Origin of the sequence: Vibrio rotiferianus CAIM 577 = LMG 21460, from assembly GCF_002741985.1 — a bacterium.
Classification (GTDB): Bacteria; Pseudomonadota; Gammaproteobacteria; order Enterobacterales; family Vibrionaceae; genus Vibrio; species Vibrio rotiferianus.
Genome location: NZ_APHW01000028.1, coordinates 43,158 through 59,188, shown reverse-complemented (window position 1 = coordinate 59,188; position 16,031 = coordinate 43,158). Strand labels below are relative to the sequence as shown.

The 16,031-nt window shown below is 46.9% G+C and carries 9 protein-coding genes; 7 read left to right on the top strand and 2 right to left on the bottom strand.

What is annotated here, in order from left to right; genetic code table 11:
• Window positions 1–3 precede the first annotated feature (3 nt).
• Genes rng through tldD form a run of 4 tightly spaced genes read left to right on the top strand, consistent with a single transcriptional unit; the run spans window position 4 to window position 7,687 of the window.
• On the top strand, window positions 4–1,473 hold the full coding sequence (rng, locus tag B853_RS13230) for a ribonuclease G (protein WP_038884593.1): 1,470 nt from the start codon (window positions 4–6) through the stop codon (window positions 1,471–1,473).
• Window positions 1,474–1,484: 11 nt separating this feature from the next.
• The gene (locus B853_RS13225; protein ID WP_038884592.1) at window positions 1,485–5,369 is read left to right on the top strand and encodes a YhdP family protein; all 3,885 of its coding nucleotides are present in this window, start codon (window positions 1,485–1,487) and stop codon (window positions 5,367–5,369) included.
• 39 nt (window positions 5,370–5,408) lie between these two features.
• A complete protein-coding gene (locus tag B853_RS13220; protein WP_038884589.1) occupies window positions 5,409–6,230 on the top strand; it encodes a carbon-nitrogen hydrolase family protein in 822 nt (273 codons plus the stop codon).
• An 11-nt stretch (window positions 6,231–6,241) separates the two neighbouring features.
• Window positions 6,242–7,687 carry a metalloprotease TldD gene (gene tldD, locus B853_RS13215; protein WP_038884587.1) on the top strand — a complete coding sequence of 482 codons (1,446 nt, stop codon included), beginning with the start codon at window positions 6,242–6,244 and terminating at the stop codon, window positions 7,685–7,687.
• A 114-nt stretch (window positions 7,688–7,801) separates the two neighbouring features.
• On the opposite strand, the gene B853_RS13210 is transcribed toward tldD, so the two are convergent.
• On the bottom strand, window positions 7,802–9,178 hold the full coding sequence (locus B853_RS13210) for a PhoH family protein (RefSeq protein WP_038884586.1): 1,377 nt from the start codon (window positions 9,176–9,178) through the stop codon (window positions 7,802–7,804).
• A gap of 548 nt (window positions 9,179–9,726) precedes the next feature.
• Between B853_RS13210 and rapA the strand changes: the two genes are divergently transcribed.
• Entirely contained in the window at window positions 9,727–12,636 is a 2,910-nt protein-coding gene (gene rapA, locus B853_RS13205; RefSeq protein ID WP_010450456.1) for an RNA polymerase-associated protein RapA, read from the top strand.
• Window positions 12,637–12,728: 92 nt separating this feature from the next.
• Here rapA and B853_RS13200 read toward each other — a convergent pair whose 3' ends face one another.
• On the bottom strand, window positions 12,729–13,994 hold the full coding sequence (locus B853_RS13200) for an NRAMP family divalent metal transporter (protein WP_038884585.1): 1,266 nt from the start codon (window positions 13,992–13,994) through the stop codon (window positions 12,729–12,731).
• A gap of 238 nt (window positions 13,995–14,232) precedes the next feature.
• Here B853_RS13200 and rluA point away from each other — a divergent pair, with 238 nt between their 5' ends.
• Together rluA and B853_RS13190 are read left to right on the top strand one after the other, a co-directional pair.
• Window positions 14,233–14,985 carry a bifunctional tRNA pseudouridine(32) synthase/23S rRNA pseudouridine(746) synthase RluA gene (gene rluA, locus B853_RS13195; protein ID WP_038884583.1) on the top strand — a complete coding sequence of 251 codons (753 nt, stop codon included), beginning with the start codon at window positions 14,233–14,235 and terminating at the stop codon, window positions 14,983–14,985.
• A 32-nt stretch (window positions 14,986–15,017) separates the two neighbouring features.
• On the top strand, window positions 15,018–15,980 hold the full coding sequence (locus B853_RS13190; protein WP_038884580.1) for a D-2-hydroxyacid dehydrogenase: 963 nt from the start codon (window positions 15,018–15,020) through the stop codon (window positions 15,978–15,980).
• Window positions 15,981–16,031: the final 51 nt, after the last annotated feature.

Sequence of the window (16,031 nt, the reverse complement as noted above, 5' to 3'; positions counted from 1 at the left end):
CACATGAGTGCAGAGTTGCTGCTTAACGTGACCCCGAGTGAAACTCGCGTGGCCATGATTGAAGGTGGAGTGCTACAAGAAGTTCATATAGAACGAGAATCCCGTCGTGGTATTGTTGGCAATATCTATAAAGGCAAAGTAAGCCGAGTATTACCTGGTATGCAAGCGGCGTTTGTTGATATTGGCTTAGATAAGGCGGCATTCCTACACGCGTCAGATATCGTTCCTCATACTGAATGTGTGGCTGAGAACGAAAAACAACAATTTCAGGTTCGAGATATTTCTGAATTGGTTCGCCAGGGACAGGATATTGTTGTTCAGGTTGTGAAAGATCCACTTGGTACCAAAGGTGCCCGCCTGACAACTGATATTACCCTTCCTTCTCGTTACTTAGTCTTTATGCCTGGTGCCAGCCATGTTGGAGTTTCTCAACGCATTGAAAGTGAAAGTGAGCGTGAGCGTTTAAAGAAAGTCGTGAATCATTACTGTGATGAGCACGGCGGCTTTATCATTCGTACTGCAGCAGAAGGTGCAGATGAGAAGGAACTGTCGCAAGACGCTGCATTCTTGAAGCGCTTGTGGCAAAAAGTGATGGAGCGTCGTTCAAAATACAAAACGCGTTCCACGTTGTACGGTGAGCTAGGTTTAGCGCAACGTATCCTGCGTGATTTTGTCGGCACTGAGCTTGATAAAGTCATGGTAGATTCTCGCCTCGAGTACGAGAATCTAAAAGAGTTTACCTCGGAGTATGTGCCAGAGTTAACGGATAAGCTTGAGCTTTACGAAGGTGATAAGCCTATCTTCGATATGTATGACACCGAGAACGAAATCCAACGTTCTTTGGAGCGCAAAGTTGAACTCAAGTCTGGTGGTTACCTGATTATTGACCAAACGGAAGCCATGACCACGGTTGACATCAATACCGGTGCGTTTGTTGGCCGCCGTAACCTTGAAGAAACAATCTTTAATACTAACGTTGAAGCGACTCAAGCTATCGCCCGTCAACTGCGTCTGCGTAACCTAGGCGGTATTATCATTATCGACTTTATCGATATGGCATCAGAAGAGCACCGTAAGCGAGTACTAACCTCGCTCGACACTGCGTTATCGAAAGATCGAGTGAAAACCAACATTAATGGCTTTACTCAGCTTGGTTTGGTTGAGATGACGCGTAAGCGCACGCGTGAAAGTATTGAACATATCCTTTGTTCAGGTTGTCCTACTTGTGAAGGGCGTGGCAGCGTTAAAACTGTCGAAACAGTGTGCTACGAGATCCTACGTGAAATCACACGAGTTAATCGTGCTTACGACGCCGATAACTTTGTTGTGTACGCTTCACCATCGGTCGCAGAAACGCTACTCGGTGATGAGTCTCATGCCTTAGCTGAATTAGAAGTCTTTATTGGTAAGCAAGTGCGCATTCAAGCGGAGCCTCTTTATATTCAAGAGCAGTTTGATGTTGTGATGATGTAATTGGAATATTTGTGAATTCTGGTTTTAACCGTTTCGGACGCGTTATTGCGTGGAGTGTAGTGACAATTTTGGTGTCGTTGGCCATTATTGTCACCACATTACGTATAGCGCTGCCACAACTTAATCACTTTCAAGATGAAATCAAAACCTGGGTCAAGCAGGGCACAGGTTTTGATTTTTCTATCGCTAGCGTGAGTGGCGCATGGCGAAACAGCCACCCTTCAATCGCTCTGCAAGGTCTTCAGGCTAATCTGCCAAACAACCAAGATGCAAGTTTCGCTGTTGATGAGATTCAAATTGAGTTTGACCTTATCCAATCACTCTTGTCACTTAAGCCAGTTGTCGCTGACCTAACTATTCGAGATTTGGCGTTAGATATCCGAAATATTGACTTTCTATCAATAGAAGAGCGTCCAACGGTACCTACAAAACCTGAATTAAGAAGTAATGAGTCGACTCTTATTGATAAGTTAGATTCGTTACTATTACGCCAATTTGAAGATTTTACTATTACCACATCTCAAGTTTGGTATAAGTCCATCTCAGGTGAAACTCGTCGTTTAGATATCGAACAACTCCGCTGGAGTAACCAAGGTAAGCATCACTTAGCCGAAGGTACAGTGAGCATTGCCGACGCGAGTCTCAACTCATTGTTAGTGCGCGCTAACTTCACAGATCACGGATCGTTGCGTGATGTCTCCGGCGAGTTTTATGTGAGTGCTCAAGAGGTTTCTGTGACACCTTGGCTAACGACTTACATGCAAAATGAATCTGGCGTGGAGTCAGGTAAAGTCAGCCTCAACACTTGGCTCACACTCAGACATAGTCAACCGAGTTACGCTTACGTCGATCTGCAGCCATCTGAGCTGGTGTGGAATGAGAAAGGTCGCCACGAATTGCTCCTAGAGTCGGGTATTTTCAAGCTTTCACCAGATAAAAAGGGTTGGAAAGTAAATGGTCACTCACTAAAAGTCCGCACGGATGACAGGCCATGGCCTGAATTGGATGTGGCTTTTGATTGGCAGCCAGATGGTTGGTTACTCAACCTTTCTCAATTGGATATTGAAGCGCTAACACCTTTGGTGAAATTGGCGCCAAAGTCTGAATCTACTACCGATTTCCTCGATAAGCTCGCGCCAAAGGGGCGAGTGGAAGACATTCGTCTAGCAATGAATGGTGGTTTAGATACGCTGCGTTACTCTGCTGAAGTGGATGAGCTAGGTTTAACCCAATGGGAACTGCTTCCGGGTTTCAATCATGTGCAAGGTAAGGTGGCGGGTAACCTAGATCAAGCAAAAGCAAAAGTCACGGTGATAGATGATGTTTTCCCGTATGGTGATGTGTTTCAAGCCCCTTTGAATATTAAGCAAGGTGAAGTGGACATCATTTGGCAGCAAGATGAAGAGGGCTGGCGTCTGTGGTCGGACAAAGTGACCGCGGCGACACCGGATCTACAGGTGCTTGGCGCGTTCCGTTTGGATTTTCCAAAAGAGCAAAGTCCATTCCTGTCGTTTTATGCCGAAGCGGACCTCTATAATGCGGGCGAAACTTGGCGTTATCTACCGACGCTGGCACTTGGACAAGATCTGACAGATTATCTATCTACCGCGATTCAAGGTGGTAAGGTCAATACCGCAAAGCTACTTTGGTATGGCGAACTGGGTGATTTTCCATACAAAGAGCACAATGGCATGTTCCAAGCTTGGGTTGGGCTAAAGGATGCAAAGTTCAGTTTTGATACTGCGTGGCCAACCATTACCAACTTACAACTGGATCTGCTATTTGAAAATGATGCGATGTATTTGGATTCCAAATCGGCGACATTGAATGGTGTTAAAGCCAAACGTATCACAGGGCGCATTCCCGAATTGGCTGAAGGTGGTCACATCGAAATTGAAGCCAAAGCAAGCGCGTCAGGTAATGAAGTTCGCGATTACATGATGGCAACCCCATTGGTTGACTCTGTTGGGGCTGCATTGACGGCATTGCAAGTGAGTGGTCCGGTTTATTCAGAGTTTCAGTTAAATATTCCATTTGATATGGAAAAAGATGCGCGAGCTTGGGGGTACGCGGATCTTAAAAATAATCGTGTTGATATTGATGCGCCACCAATGCGACTAGAAAGTGCGACAGGGCGAATCAAGTTTGATAACGATGTTGTGACGACATCGGGCTTATCTGCCAAGTTGTTAAACCAACCCATCTCTCTCGATTTTCGTGGGGAGAATGCTGAGCAAGGCTATAACGTGACTATTAACACCTTGGGGGATTGGGAAGTCGACCCGCTAAAACCTTACTTAGGTGAACGTTGGCTAAATTTAGTTTCTGGTCATGCGCCTTGGCAGATGGATGTTGAGCTTCAACTCAATGATGTTGGTTTTACTTACCAAGTGGATGTCATTGCGAAGCTGAACCAATTAGCAAGCGAATACCCATATCCATTAGCTAAGGCGACTGGAGAAGCAGGCACAGCAAAGTTACAAGCTTCAGGTAATCAAGAAGTAATTTCTGCTCGTTTGCAATTACCAAGTGCGAAATATCAAACTGAAATCGATATTACTGGTAACGTTCCTGAGCTTACTGCGACCAATCTTGTGATCGGGAATGGCGGCTTTAGAATGAATCCAATTGTTGGTCACCATGCTTCAATTCGCTTGGATGAACTGAGCATCGACCGCTGGGCTGAACTGATGCATGTTCCTGTAAGTGACCAGCCATCTGTGCTCTCTGAGATGGCGACGCCGGCTATCCCTAAACCAACTAATATAGATTTAGACGTACAAACACTTCAATTGGCTGGTATTGAATTTCACGATGTCGATCTAACTGCTCGTAAGAAGAACTTAAGCTGGCTATTGGATGTGGATAGCCAGGAGGTAAAAGGGAAAGCGAACTACTTCAAGCCTTATGATTTATCGGTTTCACTTGAACACTTGCACCTTTATATTCCTGGCTTCGATGAGATGACAAAAGAGCGCAACTCGCTGTTTGCCAGTGAAGATCAAGCTGCACCGCTTATCTCAAATTTTGATCGCAAGTTCCATGCTGAGATGCCGAACTTGACCTTGAATATTGATGACTTCTGGTTGCAAGGTTACAAGGTCGGTAAGGTTAACGTAGATCTTGAACGTCGTGATAACCGCCTTGAGTGGAAAAATGTTACCTTCAGTAGTGGCCAGAACCGAGTCGATATGAATGGCTGGTGGGAGCTAACCAAAGAGCGCAGTCACTCGAATCTGACCATGAAGGTTCAAGGTGAAAATAACAGTGACTTAATGGAGCGTTTTGGTATTACTTCTGGCATACAACAGGCTCCATTCGAAATTGATGCACAATTAGATTGGGATGGTGCTCCGTGGGCAATGAAAACGCAGAGCTTGCAAGGAGAGGTTTCTAGTGAGTTTGGCAAAGGCGTGATCTCTGAAGTCAGCGGTGCTGCGCGATTGTTAGGTCTGTTTAGTCTCGATTCTATCATTCGTAAGATGCAGCTCGACTTTACCGATGTATTCGACAAAGGCATGGCTTTTAACTCAATTACGGGCACAGGCAAAATCCAAGACGGTGTGTTTATCACCAACGATATTGTGATGGATGCCTTGGCTGGTGAAATGCAGATCCGCGGTATTGCTGATATGAACACACGTTTGGTTGATGCGGAAGTGAAGTTCACTCCAGACATTACATCAGGTATTCCAATGCTGACAGCATTTGCAGTCGCCCCTCAAACAGCGCTGTATGTACTGGCGATTTCGACGGTGATTTCTCCTGTAGTAGAGGTCTTCACGCAAGTAAACTATGAAGTGAAAGGTCCACTGGATTCACCTACTGTAAAAGAGATTTCACGAAGCAAAGGCGAATACAAGTTGCCAGAAAAGCTGCGCGAACAAGCGAAATAATCGCGCAGTTACTCTTCTTACGTACAAGGAATAGAGAACATGGAACGTGTTGGCATCATTCAAATGACATCCGGCCCAGATGTCGAGGAGAATCTGGACTTCATTGCCAAGCAATGTTCATTAGCTGCTGAGCAAGGTGTTAAGTTGGTTGTGACGCCAGAAAATGCTACGCAGTTTGCCAACCGAGAGGCGTATCATCAGAAGGCGGAAGGTTTGGCTGATGGTCCGATTCAGCAGCGTTTATCTGATATCGCACAGCACAACCAACTGACTTTGATCGTGGGCAGTATGCCGATTCGTACTGAGCAAGGTGTTACCACTACAACGTTGGTTTTCTCACCGCAAGGCGAGTGTATTGCTCACTACGATAAGCTGCATATGTTTGATGTGGATGTCGCCGATGGACATGGCAGTTATCGTGAGTCGGATACCTTTACCGCTGGCAATCGCATCGTGACGGCAGAGACCAATATTGGTACGGTAGGCTTAAGTATTTGCTACGACGTACGCTTTCCTGAATTGTTTAAAGCGCTACGCTTAGCAGGCGCTCAAGTGATCATTGTGCCGGCAGCTTTTACCGCTGTCACGGGTGAAGCGCATTGGGAAATACTGCTAAGAGCACGAGCGATAGAAACCCAGTGCTGGGTTCTTGCCTGTGGGCAAACGGGGACGCATCCTTGTGGTCGCCAAACTTGGGGGCACTCCATGGTGATTGACCCTTGGGGAAGCGTTCACCAACAATTGAATGACCAAGTAGGATTGCTGGTGGCGGAGATAGATTTGTCACACAACCAGCAAGTAAGGCAGAATATGCCGCTGACTCAACACAGTCGCTTTCAAAATGAATTGAAACGGAAATAAAAGAGCTAACTATGAGCATAAACCAAATAGAACAGGCACTCCTTGCCCCAAACGGTCTGACAGAGCAAGACATCGCTGACACACTAGCGAGCATTGCGACGCGCCAGATCGATTATGCGGACATTTACTTTCAGTCCAGCTGGCACGAGTCTCTGGTTCTAGAAGACAGCATCATTAAAGATGGCTCTTTCAATATTGACTGTGGTGTCGGTGTACGAGCAGTCACAGGCGAGAAAACCGGTTTCGCCTATTCAGACCAAATTCAACTAGAAGGTTTGAAGCAAAGTGCAATTGCAGCGCGTGGTATTGCGCAGCAAGGTCAAAACGGCAAAGTGCACGCGTTCAAGCGTTCTGATAACCAAGCTTACTACGATGCGGTAAACCCACTAGCAAGCTGGGAAAAGCAACAAAAAACCGAACTGTTGTTGTCTCTGGATGCATACATCCGTACCAAAGAGCCAATGATCAAAGAAGTGTCGATCAGCATCAGTGGTGTGCATGAGCAAATGCTAGTGGCAGCAACCGACGGTACCTACGCTGGTGATATTCGTCCGCTTGTCCGTCTATCAATCAGTGTTCTTGCTGAAAAAGGCGATCGCCGTGAACGCGGCAGTGCTGGTGGCGGTGGTCGTTTCGGTTACGACTTCTTCCTGTCTGAAGCAGACGGCGTGAAACAAGCCTTCCAATTTGCTGATGAAGCGGTTCGTATGGCGCTGGTGAACCTAGAAGCGGAAGCCGCTCCTGCAGGCATGATGCCTGTAGTACTTGGCTCTGGCTGGCCGGGCGTATTGCTGCACGAAGCGGTAGGCCACGGTTTAGAGGGAGACTTCAACCGTAAAGAGTCGTCAGTGTTCTCTGGCAAAATGGGTGAGCAAGTGACGTCTCCACTCTGTACGATCGTGGATGATGGCACACTGAAAGATCTTCGCGGTTCATTGAACGTCGATGATGAAGGTGTGAACGGCCAATACAACACACTGATCGAAAATGGTGTGCTTAAGGGCTACATGCAAGATAAGTTGAATGCACGCCTAATGGGTGTAAACCCAACAGGTAACGGTCGTCGTGAGTCTTACGCGCATTTGCCAATGCCACGTATGACTAACACTTACATGCTACCGGGTGAGCACACGCCAGAAGAGATCATCTCTACGGTGAAGAAAGGTCTGTACGCACCAAACTTTGGTGGCGGTCAGGTGGACATCACTTCTGGTAAATTCGTGTTCTCTGCATCGGAAGCGTACTTGATTGAAGATGGCAAAATTACACGTCCAGTGAAAGGCGCAACGCTTATCGGCTCTGGCATTGAGGCGATGCAGCAAGTTTCTATGGTGGGCAACGACCTAAGCATCGACAGAGGTGTTGGTGTGTGTGGTAAGGCGGGTCAAAGCGTACCGGTTGGTGTTGGTCAGCCAACATTGAAGCTAGATTCCATTACCGTTGGTGGTACTGAGTAAGCTTTATCTGAAGCAATATTAAAAAGAGCGCTCATTGAGCGCTCTTTTGGTTTTAGGTGACCTGTCCTAAGTGAAGAGTCCTAAGCGAACGGCTTTAGATGACTAGGTAGATCGCTACAAGTTCTCTTCCGCAAACTCTGCCAAGCGACTGCGCACCACACCGTTGAGGTGAATGTTGGCGCTGCCTTCAAAGTTCTTGAAGCGTTCAACCATATAAGTCAAACCAGACGTCACAGGTGTGAGGTAATGGGAGTCAATTTGTGCCAAGTTACCCGAACACACAATCTTAGTGCCTTCACCACAACGGGTGATGATGGTTTTGATTTGTGAAGCGGTTAAGTTCTGACACTCATCGAGCAGAACAAATGCATTCTGGATCGAGCGACCACGCATAAAGTTAATTGACTTAAACTGAATGTTGGCTTTATCACAGATGTACTTCATGGATCCTTCGGTGCAGTGGTCGTTCTTATGCAGAGCTTCCAAAGTATCGGTCACCGCTGCCAACCACGGCATCATTTTCTCTTCTTCCGAGCCTGGCAAGAAACCAATCGACTCACCAATGTCTGGCGTGTTGCGCGTTACGATGATCTTATCGAACATGCCTTTTTCAATGGTTTGTTCCAGTGCAGCTGCCATAGCAAGGAGCGTTTTACCACTACCTGCGGCACCAGTCAGAATCACCAAATCAATGTCTGGATCGAGTAGGGCATCCATTGCCATGCCTTGATAGATATTTTTCGGTGTAATGTCCCAAGCACGTCGATGCATCATGCGCTCACGACTGAGATCGAGTAGCGTGACTTTATCTTCATTTATGGTTTCTACTCGCCCTACAAAATCACTTTCTTCATCAATCATATATTGATTAATAAAGGTCGGTTCGAACGGTTCGCGGCTGAGTTTATGGAACGTTTTTCCACCCAGTGCGTAGCTCTCAACTTCATCCACACCGCTCCAAAAATTGCCTTCACGTTGCTGAAAGCCTTTGGTTAGGTATTGGATATCATCAATCAGTTGATCCGTTCGATAGTCTTCAACAAAACGAACGCCAGCGCCTTTGGCACGCAAACGCATATTAATGTCTTTGGTTACGAGCACAACTTCTCGCGGTGCGCGTTTATTTTGCAGGTAAAGCACTGCATTGAGAATGCGATTGTCACCGGCTTTGTCGGCGAAGGCTTTGACGGTTTCCTGCAATTCGAAGTCCGCCAAAATAGAAATGGTGCCTTGGTTAGGCTTGTCTTTGGATACTGGAATACCTTCTGAGATTTCATCCGGTGTCGCGTCTTTAAACAGATCTTCCAAGGCACGAATGGCAACGCGTGCGTCCCTTGCTACATCGCGTTTACTGTCTTTGATTCGGTCGAGTTCTTCTAAAACGGTCATTGGAATGACGACATCGTGTTCTTGGAAAGAGAAGATGGCGAAGGGTTCATGAAGAAGAATGTTGGTATCGAGTACAAACAGTTTCCGATCGGTATCGCCCATAGCGTCTCCTTGCCGCAGCGCGGCTTTGCTGGCTAAAAGTTAAGAAGGAAAACTCTTCCTAACCCTAATTGCTTGCAATAGAGGTTGTCGGGCAATGTCGGTTAGTGTGCAACCGAGTAGCAAGACAACTTACTAGCAAACCCGTGTTGATCCTAATCGTGTACTTAATGCGCTCAAATCATATTTAATGACTCTAAGCGCCCCTCAATAGAAGTATACGTAATATTTACTTCCTACAAGTCAATAATTGTCATGAGTTTTTTACAATTTGATTGCATTCCTAATTCAGGAAAAAAAGTTTGCCCTTAAAGCCGTTTCGACGTGACCTAAATCACAGCTTCAAGTAAGATTAGCGACCTTTTTCTGGGCATAGGCTATGAGAGAATTATTATGCTTAGCTGGCTTAAAAATGTTCAGCAATAGTGGCATGACAAGCTCGATTGGCATAGCAGAAGCCAGAATCAGATCTAAACTATTACCCATGCCTTCGGGTGTGAGTAGACCAACAAGAAATACGAATCAAGAACTAATAACGAGGTAGTCAATTCATGACATTTGCTTTGGGGCAGCGCTGGATTAGCGATACGGAAAGCGATTTAGGTTTAGGTACCGTAGTAGCAATGGATGCTCGTACTGTGACATTGATGTTTGCAGCATCAGAGGAAAACCGAGTTTACGCACGTAACGATGCACCAGTTACCCGAGTAACGTTCAACGTCGGTGATGTCATCGATTGCCAAGAAGGTTGGTCATTAAAAGTTGAAGAAGTACTGGAAGATGAAGGTCTATACACCTATTTCGGTACTCGTGAAGACACGCAAGAAACGGCGATCGTGTTGCGTGAAATCTTCCTAAGCAACCACATTCGTTTTAACAAACCGCAAGACAAGTTGTACGCAGGTCAAATCGACCGCATGGACAACTTCGTACTTCGCTACCGTGCGCTACAAAACCAATTTGAACAACACAAGAGCCCAATGCGTGGTCTGTGTGGTATGCGCGCAGGTTTGATCCCTCATCAGCTTTACATCGCGCACGAAGTCGGTCGTCGTCACGCGCCTCGCGTTTTGCTTGCGGACGAAGTAGGTCTAGGTAAAACCATCGAAGCGGGCATGATCATCCATCAGCAAGTGCTGTCAGGTCGTGCTGAACGTATTCTGATCGTGGTACCAGAGACACTGCAACACCAGTGGCTAGTAGAGATGATGCGTCGTTTTAACCTGCACTTCTCTATCTTCGATGAAGAGCGCTGTATTGAAGCATTCGCAGAAGCAGAAAACCCATTTGATACGCAGCAATACGTGCTGTGTTCACTGGATTTTCTACGCAAGAGCCGCAAGCGTTTCGAACAAGCGCTAGAAGGCGAGTGGGATCTATTGGTTGTCGATGAAGCGCACCACCTTGAGTGGAGCCAAGACAAACCAAGCCGTGAATACCAAGTGGTCGAAGGCTTGGCAGAACGCACTGCAGGTGTACTACTGCTAACCGCAACACCAGAGCAGTTAGGTCGCGAGAGTCACTTTGCTCGTCTACGTCTTCTAGACCCAGATCGTTTCTACGATTACGACGCATTCGTTGAAGAAGAGGAGCAATACGCACCAGTTGCGGATGCTATCACGTCGCTGTTCTCAGGTGAGAAACTGCCTGACGAAGCGAAAAACCAAATTACAGAACTGCTTTCTGAACAAGATGTTGAGCCGCTATTCCGCATTATCGAAAGCGACAGCGATGAAGAAGCGAAAGCGTCAGCGCGCCAAGAGCTGATCGATAACCTGATGGACCGTCACGGTACAGGCCGCGTTCTGTTCCGTAACACGCGTGCTGCAATCAAAGGCTTCCCGAAGCGTAACGTACATCTAATGCCAATGGACATTCCACAGCAGTACACCACTTCAATGCGTGTATCAGGCATGATCGGCGGCAAGATGACACCAGAAGCGCGCGCGGTGAAGAACCTTTACCCAGAAGAAATTTTCCAAGAGTTTGAAGGTGAAGAGTCAAGCTGGTGGCAATTCGACTCACGTGTTAACTGGCTACTTGAGAAAGTAAAAGAGAAACGCAGCGACAAAGTACTGGTTATTGCCTCTCGTGCAAGCACCGCGCTGCAACTTGAGCAAGCATTACGTGAGCGTGAAGGTATCCGTGCCACCGTATTCCACGAAGGTATGTCGATCCTTGAGCGTGACAAAGCCGCTGCGTACTTCGCGCAAGAAGAGGGCGGTGCACAGGTACTAATCTGTAGCGAAATCGGCTCAGAAGGTCGTAACTTCCAGTTTGCTAACCAGCTTGTGATGTTCGATTTGCCGTTTAACCCAGACTTACTAGAGCAGCGTATTGGTCGCCTAGACCGTATCGGTCAAAACCGTGATATTGACATCCATGTGCCTTACCTTAAAGGTACATCGCAAGCGATCCTTGCTCGTTGGTTTGATGAAGGTCTGAACGCGTTCTCTGAAACCTGTCCGACAGGTCGTGCGGTTTACGACAAGTACTCTGATGCACTGATTGAAATGTTGGCATCTGGCGATACTTCAAACCTTGATGAAGTGATTGAAGAATCTGCGAAGATGAACAAAGAGCTGAAATCACAACTTGAGCAAGGCCGTGACCGTCTACTAGAGATGCATTCAAACGGTGGCGAGAAAGCGCAGCAAATTGTTGAAAAGATTTCATCGACAGATGGCGACACAAACCTAGTAACGTTTGCACTGTCTCTGTTTGACACCATTGGCTTAAACCAAGACGACAAAGGCGAGAACGCACTTGTGGTAACGCCGTCTGAACACATGATGGTACCAAGCTACCCAGGTTTGCCATACGAAGGTGCCACCATCACGTTTGACCGTGATACGGCGCTCTCTCGTGAAGATATGAACTTTATCAGCTGGGAACACCCAATGATTCAAGGTGGTATCGATTTGCTGATGAGTGAAGGTGTCGGTACGTCTGCGGTTTCTCTATTGAAGAACAAAGCGCTACCAGTAGGAACTATCTTACTTGAGTTGGTTTACGCGGTGGATGCTCAAGCGCCAAAACGCAGCGGTATTACTCGCTTCCTTCCAAAGACGCCAATTCGCATGATGATGGATGCTCGTGGCAACGATCTGTCTTCTCAGGTTGAGTTTGAAGGCTTTAACCGTCAGCTTAGCCCGGTAAACCGTCACCTTGGTAGTAAGCTTGTTACTTCAGTACAGAAAGATGTTCATCATCTGATTGAGGCGGGCGACGCATTGGTTGAGCAGAAAGTGGAAGAGGTACGTCAGCAAGCGCATCAAGACATGCAGCAAAGCTTGAATGCCGAGCTTGAGCGTCTACAAGCACTGAAAGCGGTTAACCCGAACATCCGTGACGAAGAGATTGAATCGATTGAAGAACAAATCAAAGAGCTAACAGGTTACATCAACCAAGCTCAGGTTCAGCTAGATTCGCTACGTCTGATTGTGGTTAGCCACAACTAGTCAGCGTTCAAACACACAAAAAAAGGTCTTCAATTGAAGACCTTTTTCTTTATCTGAGGGTTGTTTACCTCAGTGGCTCAGTAAATAGCTAATTACATTAGCCACTTCCACCAAATAAACAGTGCTAAGAAGCCGAATAAGTAAATCAAGCCAGCAATCGACAGCCACTTCAATTTACGACCCAGCGCTAATGGCTTAGGTAAGTCTGTTTTGCTTACCAGAATGTAGTTCAATAGCGCGAAAAACGGTGTCGTCATAAACGCCAGCACCATAGCAAAGTTCAGCATTGGTAGCAGTGCTGAAGCCCAGAACACCACAATGCCTAATGCTAATACCGATACCGTTAGCATGATCGCCGACGTCGCTTTTGGATCGGTCTCTGGTTGTGAACGCAGTAAGCGTTGAGAGTCTGAGATCACGCGAGAGTAACCGTCGATCACGGTGATTGTACTGCCGAAGATGCAGAAGAATGCAATCACCGCAATTAGGTAGCGTGACCACTCACCAATAGTCGCAGCGTACAAGCCGACAAGCTGGTGGGAGAAGCCCACGCCAGAGCTCTTAAGCTCAATTCCGGAACCATGCAGCATCAATGCACCTAGCGATACAAATACCAACGCCAATACTGCCGTACCAATGTAGCCTACGTTGAAATCAAACAGGGCTGATTTCGCTGTCACTTCTTGTTGGCTGGTTTGGCGTTTGAGCCACGCAGACGTCAAACAAGAGATCTCGATTGGTGCTGGCATCCAGCCCATGGTTACAACGATAAAGCCGATAGCTGCAATTGACCAAGGAGAGGGGGATTCAAAGTTCGCAACGGGCTCTACCGGATTACCAAATGCAATCGCCACTGCTAGTAATGTCGCAATAGTCAGTACTGTCATGATGACTTTCGAGAGCGTATCCAGCGCTTTGTAATGACCAGCGAATAGGATCACCAAGCACGTGACCAATACAATGATACTGAGTGATGCCATCGACAATGAAAATGGAATGAAGTAGCCCAACAAGCTAGCACTGAACATCAAAAGTGCTGCTGTGTTGATCACCGCAGAAACCGAGCTGAGGAATAAGAACAGCCACAGGTAGGGACGACCAAGCTTAGCGTAGCCTTCAACCAAGGTTTTGCCAGTGCCCATAGTGTATTGTACGCCGGCTCGGAAAAATGGGTACTTAAAAAGGTTCACCAGCAGGATAAGCACGGTGAGTTGCCAGCCATAAATGGCACCAGCTTTCGTTGAAGCAACGAGGTGAGAGCCACCCACCGCCGCAGAAGCCATTAGAATACCGGGACCCAACGAGCGTACAAATTGGGAGATTTTGGATTGGGGTTGATCTGGTACTGCCGATTCCATTTGTTATTGTCCTTGTTCATCAACGATAAACTATAAGTAACATGCCCAGAATGGTTGTCAATTTAAATTTACATCTTGGTTTGAGTTTATTTTTATTGGTAGTTTGACTTGTTGATTTTTGTTATTTCAAAAAGTTATATCGACTCTGATTCGCGATAAAATTAAACGTGTTTTGTGCATGCATCTTGAGGGCTCTTGGGTATAATCAGCGCGTTTTTATTCTGTAGAGATCCTGCCCATGGCAATGCTTGAGTACAATCCACCAACCGATCCTTGGATTGATGTCGTTTTTGAAGATGAGCAAATATTGGCTGTGAATAAGCCATCCGGTCTGCTCTCTGTGCCGGGCCGTCTCGCTGAGCACTATGACAGTATGTGGAGCCGCCTCACTGAGCAGTATCCAGACATTCAAGTGGTACACCGTTTGGATATGTCGACTTCCGGTTTGATGGTTCTGGCGAAGAACAAACATGCAGAAAGTGCTTTAAAGAAGCAGTTTCAATATCGATTGACGCATAAGATCTACTATGCACGAGTTTGGGGGCACGTAGAGCAAGAAGAAGGTGAGATTGACCTACCGCTGATTTGCGATTGGCCTAACCGTCCACTGCAGAAAGTGTGTTTTGAAGATGGCAAACCTTCTAAGACGCTATTCCAAGTGGCGAAGCGAGAAGAGCACCCTGATGGAGCGAAGACGACGATTGTACGTTTACTGCCTATCACTGGTCGCTCACACCAATTGCGTGTCCACATGCAAGCATTAGGTCATCCGATTGTAGGCGATGAATTTTACGCAACTGAAGAGGCGAAAGCTTTCTCCGAACGCCTAGAACTGCACGCTGCTGAGCTGAGCTTCTACCATCCGAAAACCGATTGGGTGCTTAGCATTTTCGTTCCTTGTGATTTTTACCCGGAAGCGGAAGCGATGATCTTTGACTATTTCAACCCAGCGCGTAAATTACCAGATTACAAAACACTGCCACGTCCATAAATTCATCTTTAGGCAGTGAACAAGGAGTTGTTATGTCACTGCCTAAAGTGGTCTTCCTCGACCGCGCGACCATCCCCGTTCAAATTCAGGTGCCCCGCCCGAGCTTTGCCCATGATTGGGTGGAATACGAGCTGACTTCTCCAGAACAAGTGATTGAGCGTCTCACTGATGCGGATATCGTTATCAGTAACAAAGTGGTGCTCGACCAAGCTGTTCTATCTCAGCTTCCTAATCTCAAGATGATTGCCGTGGCGGCCACGGGGTTCAACAACGTCGATATCAACTATTGCGCTGAGCACTACATTGCGGTCGCGAACGTACGTGGTTATGCGACTCGTTCTGTGCCAGAACACGTTATCGCGATGCTGTTTACTTTGCGTCGTAACTTGTTTGGTTATCACCAAGATATCGCAGCGGGCGAGTGGCAACGCAATAAACAGTTCTGTTTCTTTACGCATCCGATTGGAGACGTTGCAGGTAGCACTTTGGGTGTGGTTGGCAGCGGCGCATTAGGTCAAGCAACAGCAAAAATGGCACAAGCGTTAGGGATGAACGTGGTGTTTTCGGAGCGCAAAGGCGTAATGGAGTGCCGAGAAGGTTATGTTTCTTTTGCTGAGGTTCTTGAGCAAGCGGACGCCATCACACTGCATTGTCCACTGAATGATGAAACACGTAATTTGATTGGTGAGGCAGAACTCAAGTTGATGAAGCCTACATCGATCTTGATTAATACCGGACGTGGTGGCTTGGTGGATGAAAAAGCTTTAGTGGACGGCTTAAAGCAAGGTGAGATTGCTGGTGCTGGGGTTGATGTCTTTACCCAAGAGCCCGCCAATGAGAGTAATCCGCTGATTGCCAATATGCACTTGCCGAACCTATTGCTGACGCCACACGTAGCATGGGGCAGTGATTCATCGATTCAACGTTTAGCAGAGATCTTGATTGAGAATATTAACGCCTTTGAGCGCGGTGAAAGTCTCAATCGCTTGGCGTAATAGCAGAAAATAGGCATGAAAAAAGCAGACACAAAGGTCTGCTTTTTACGT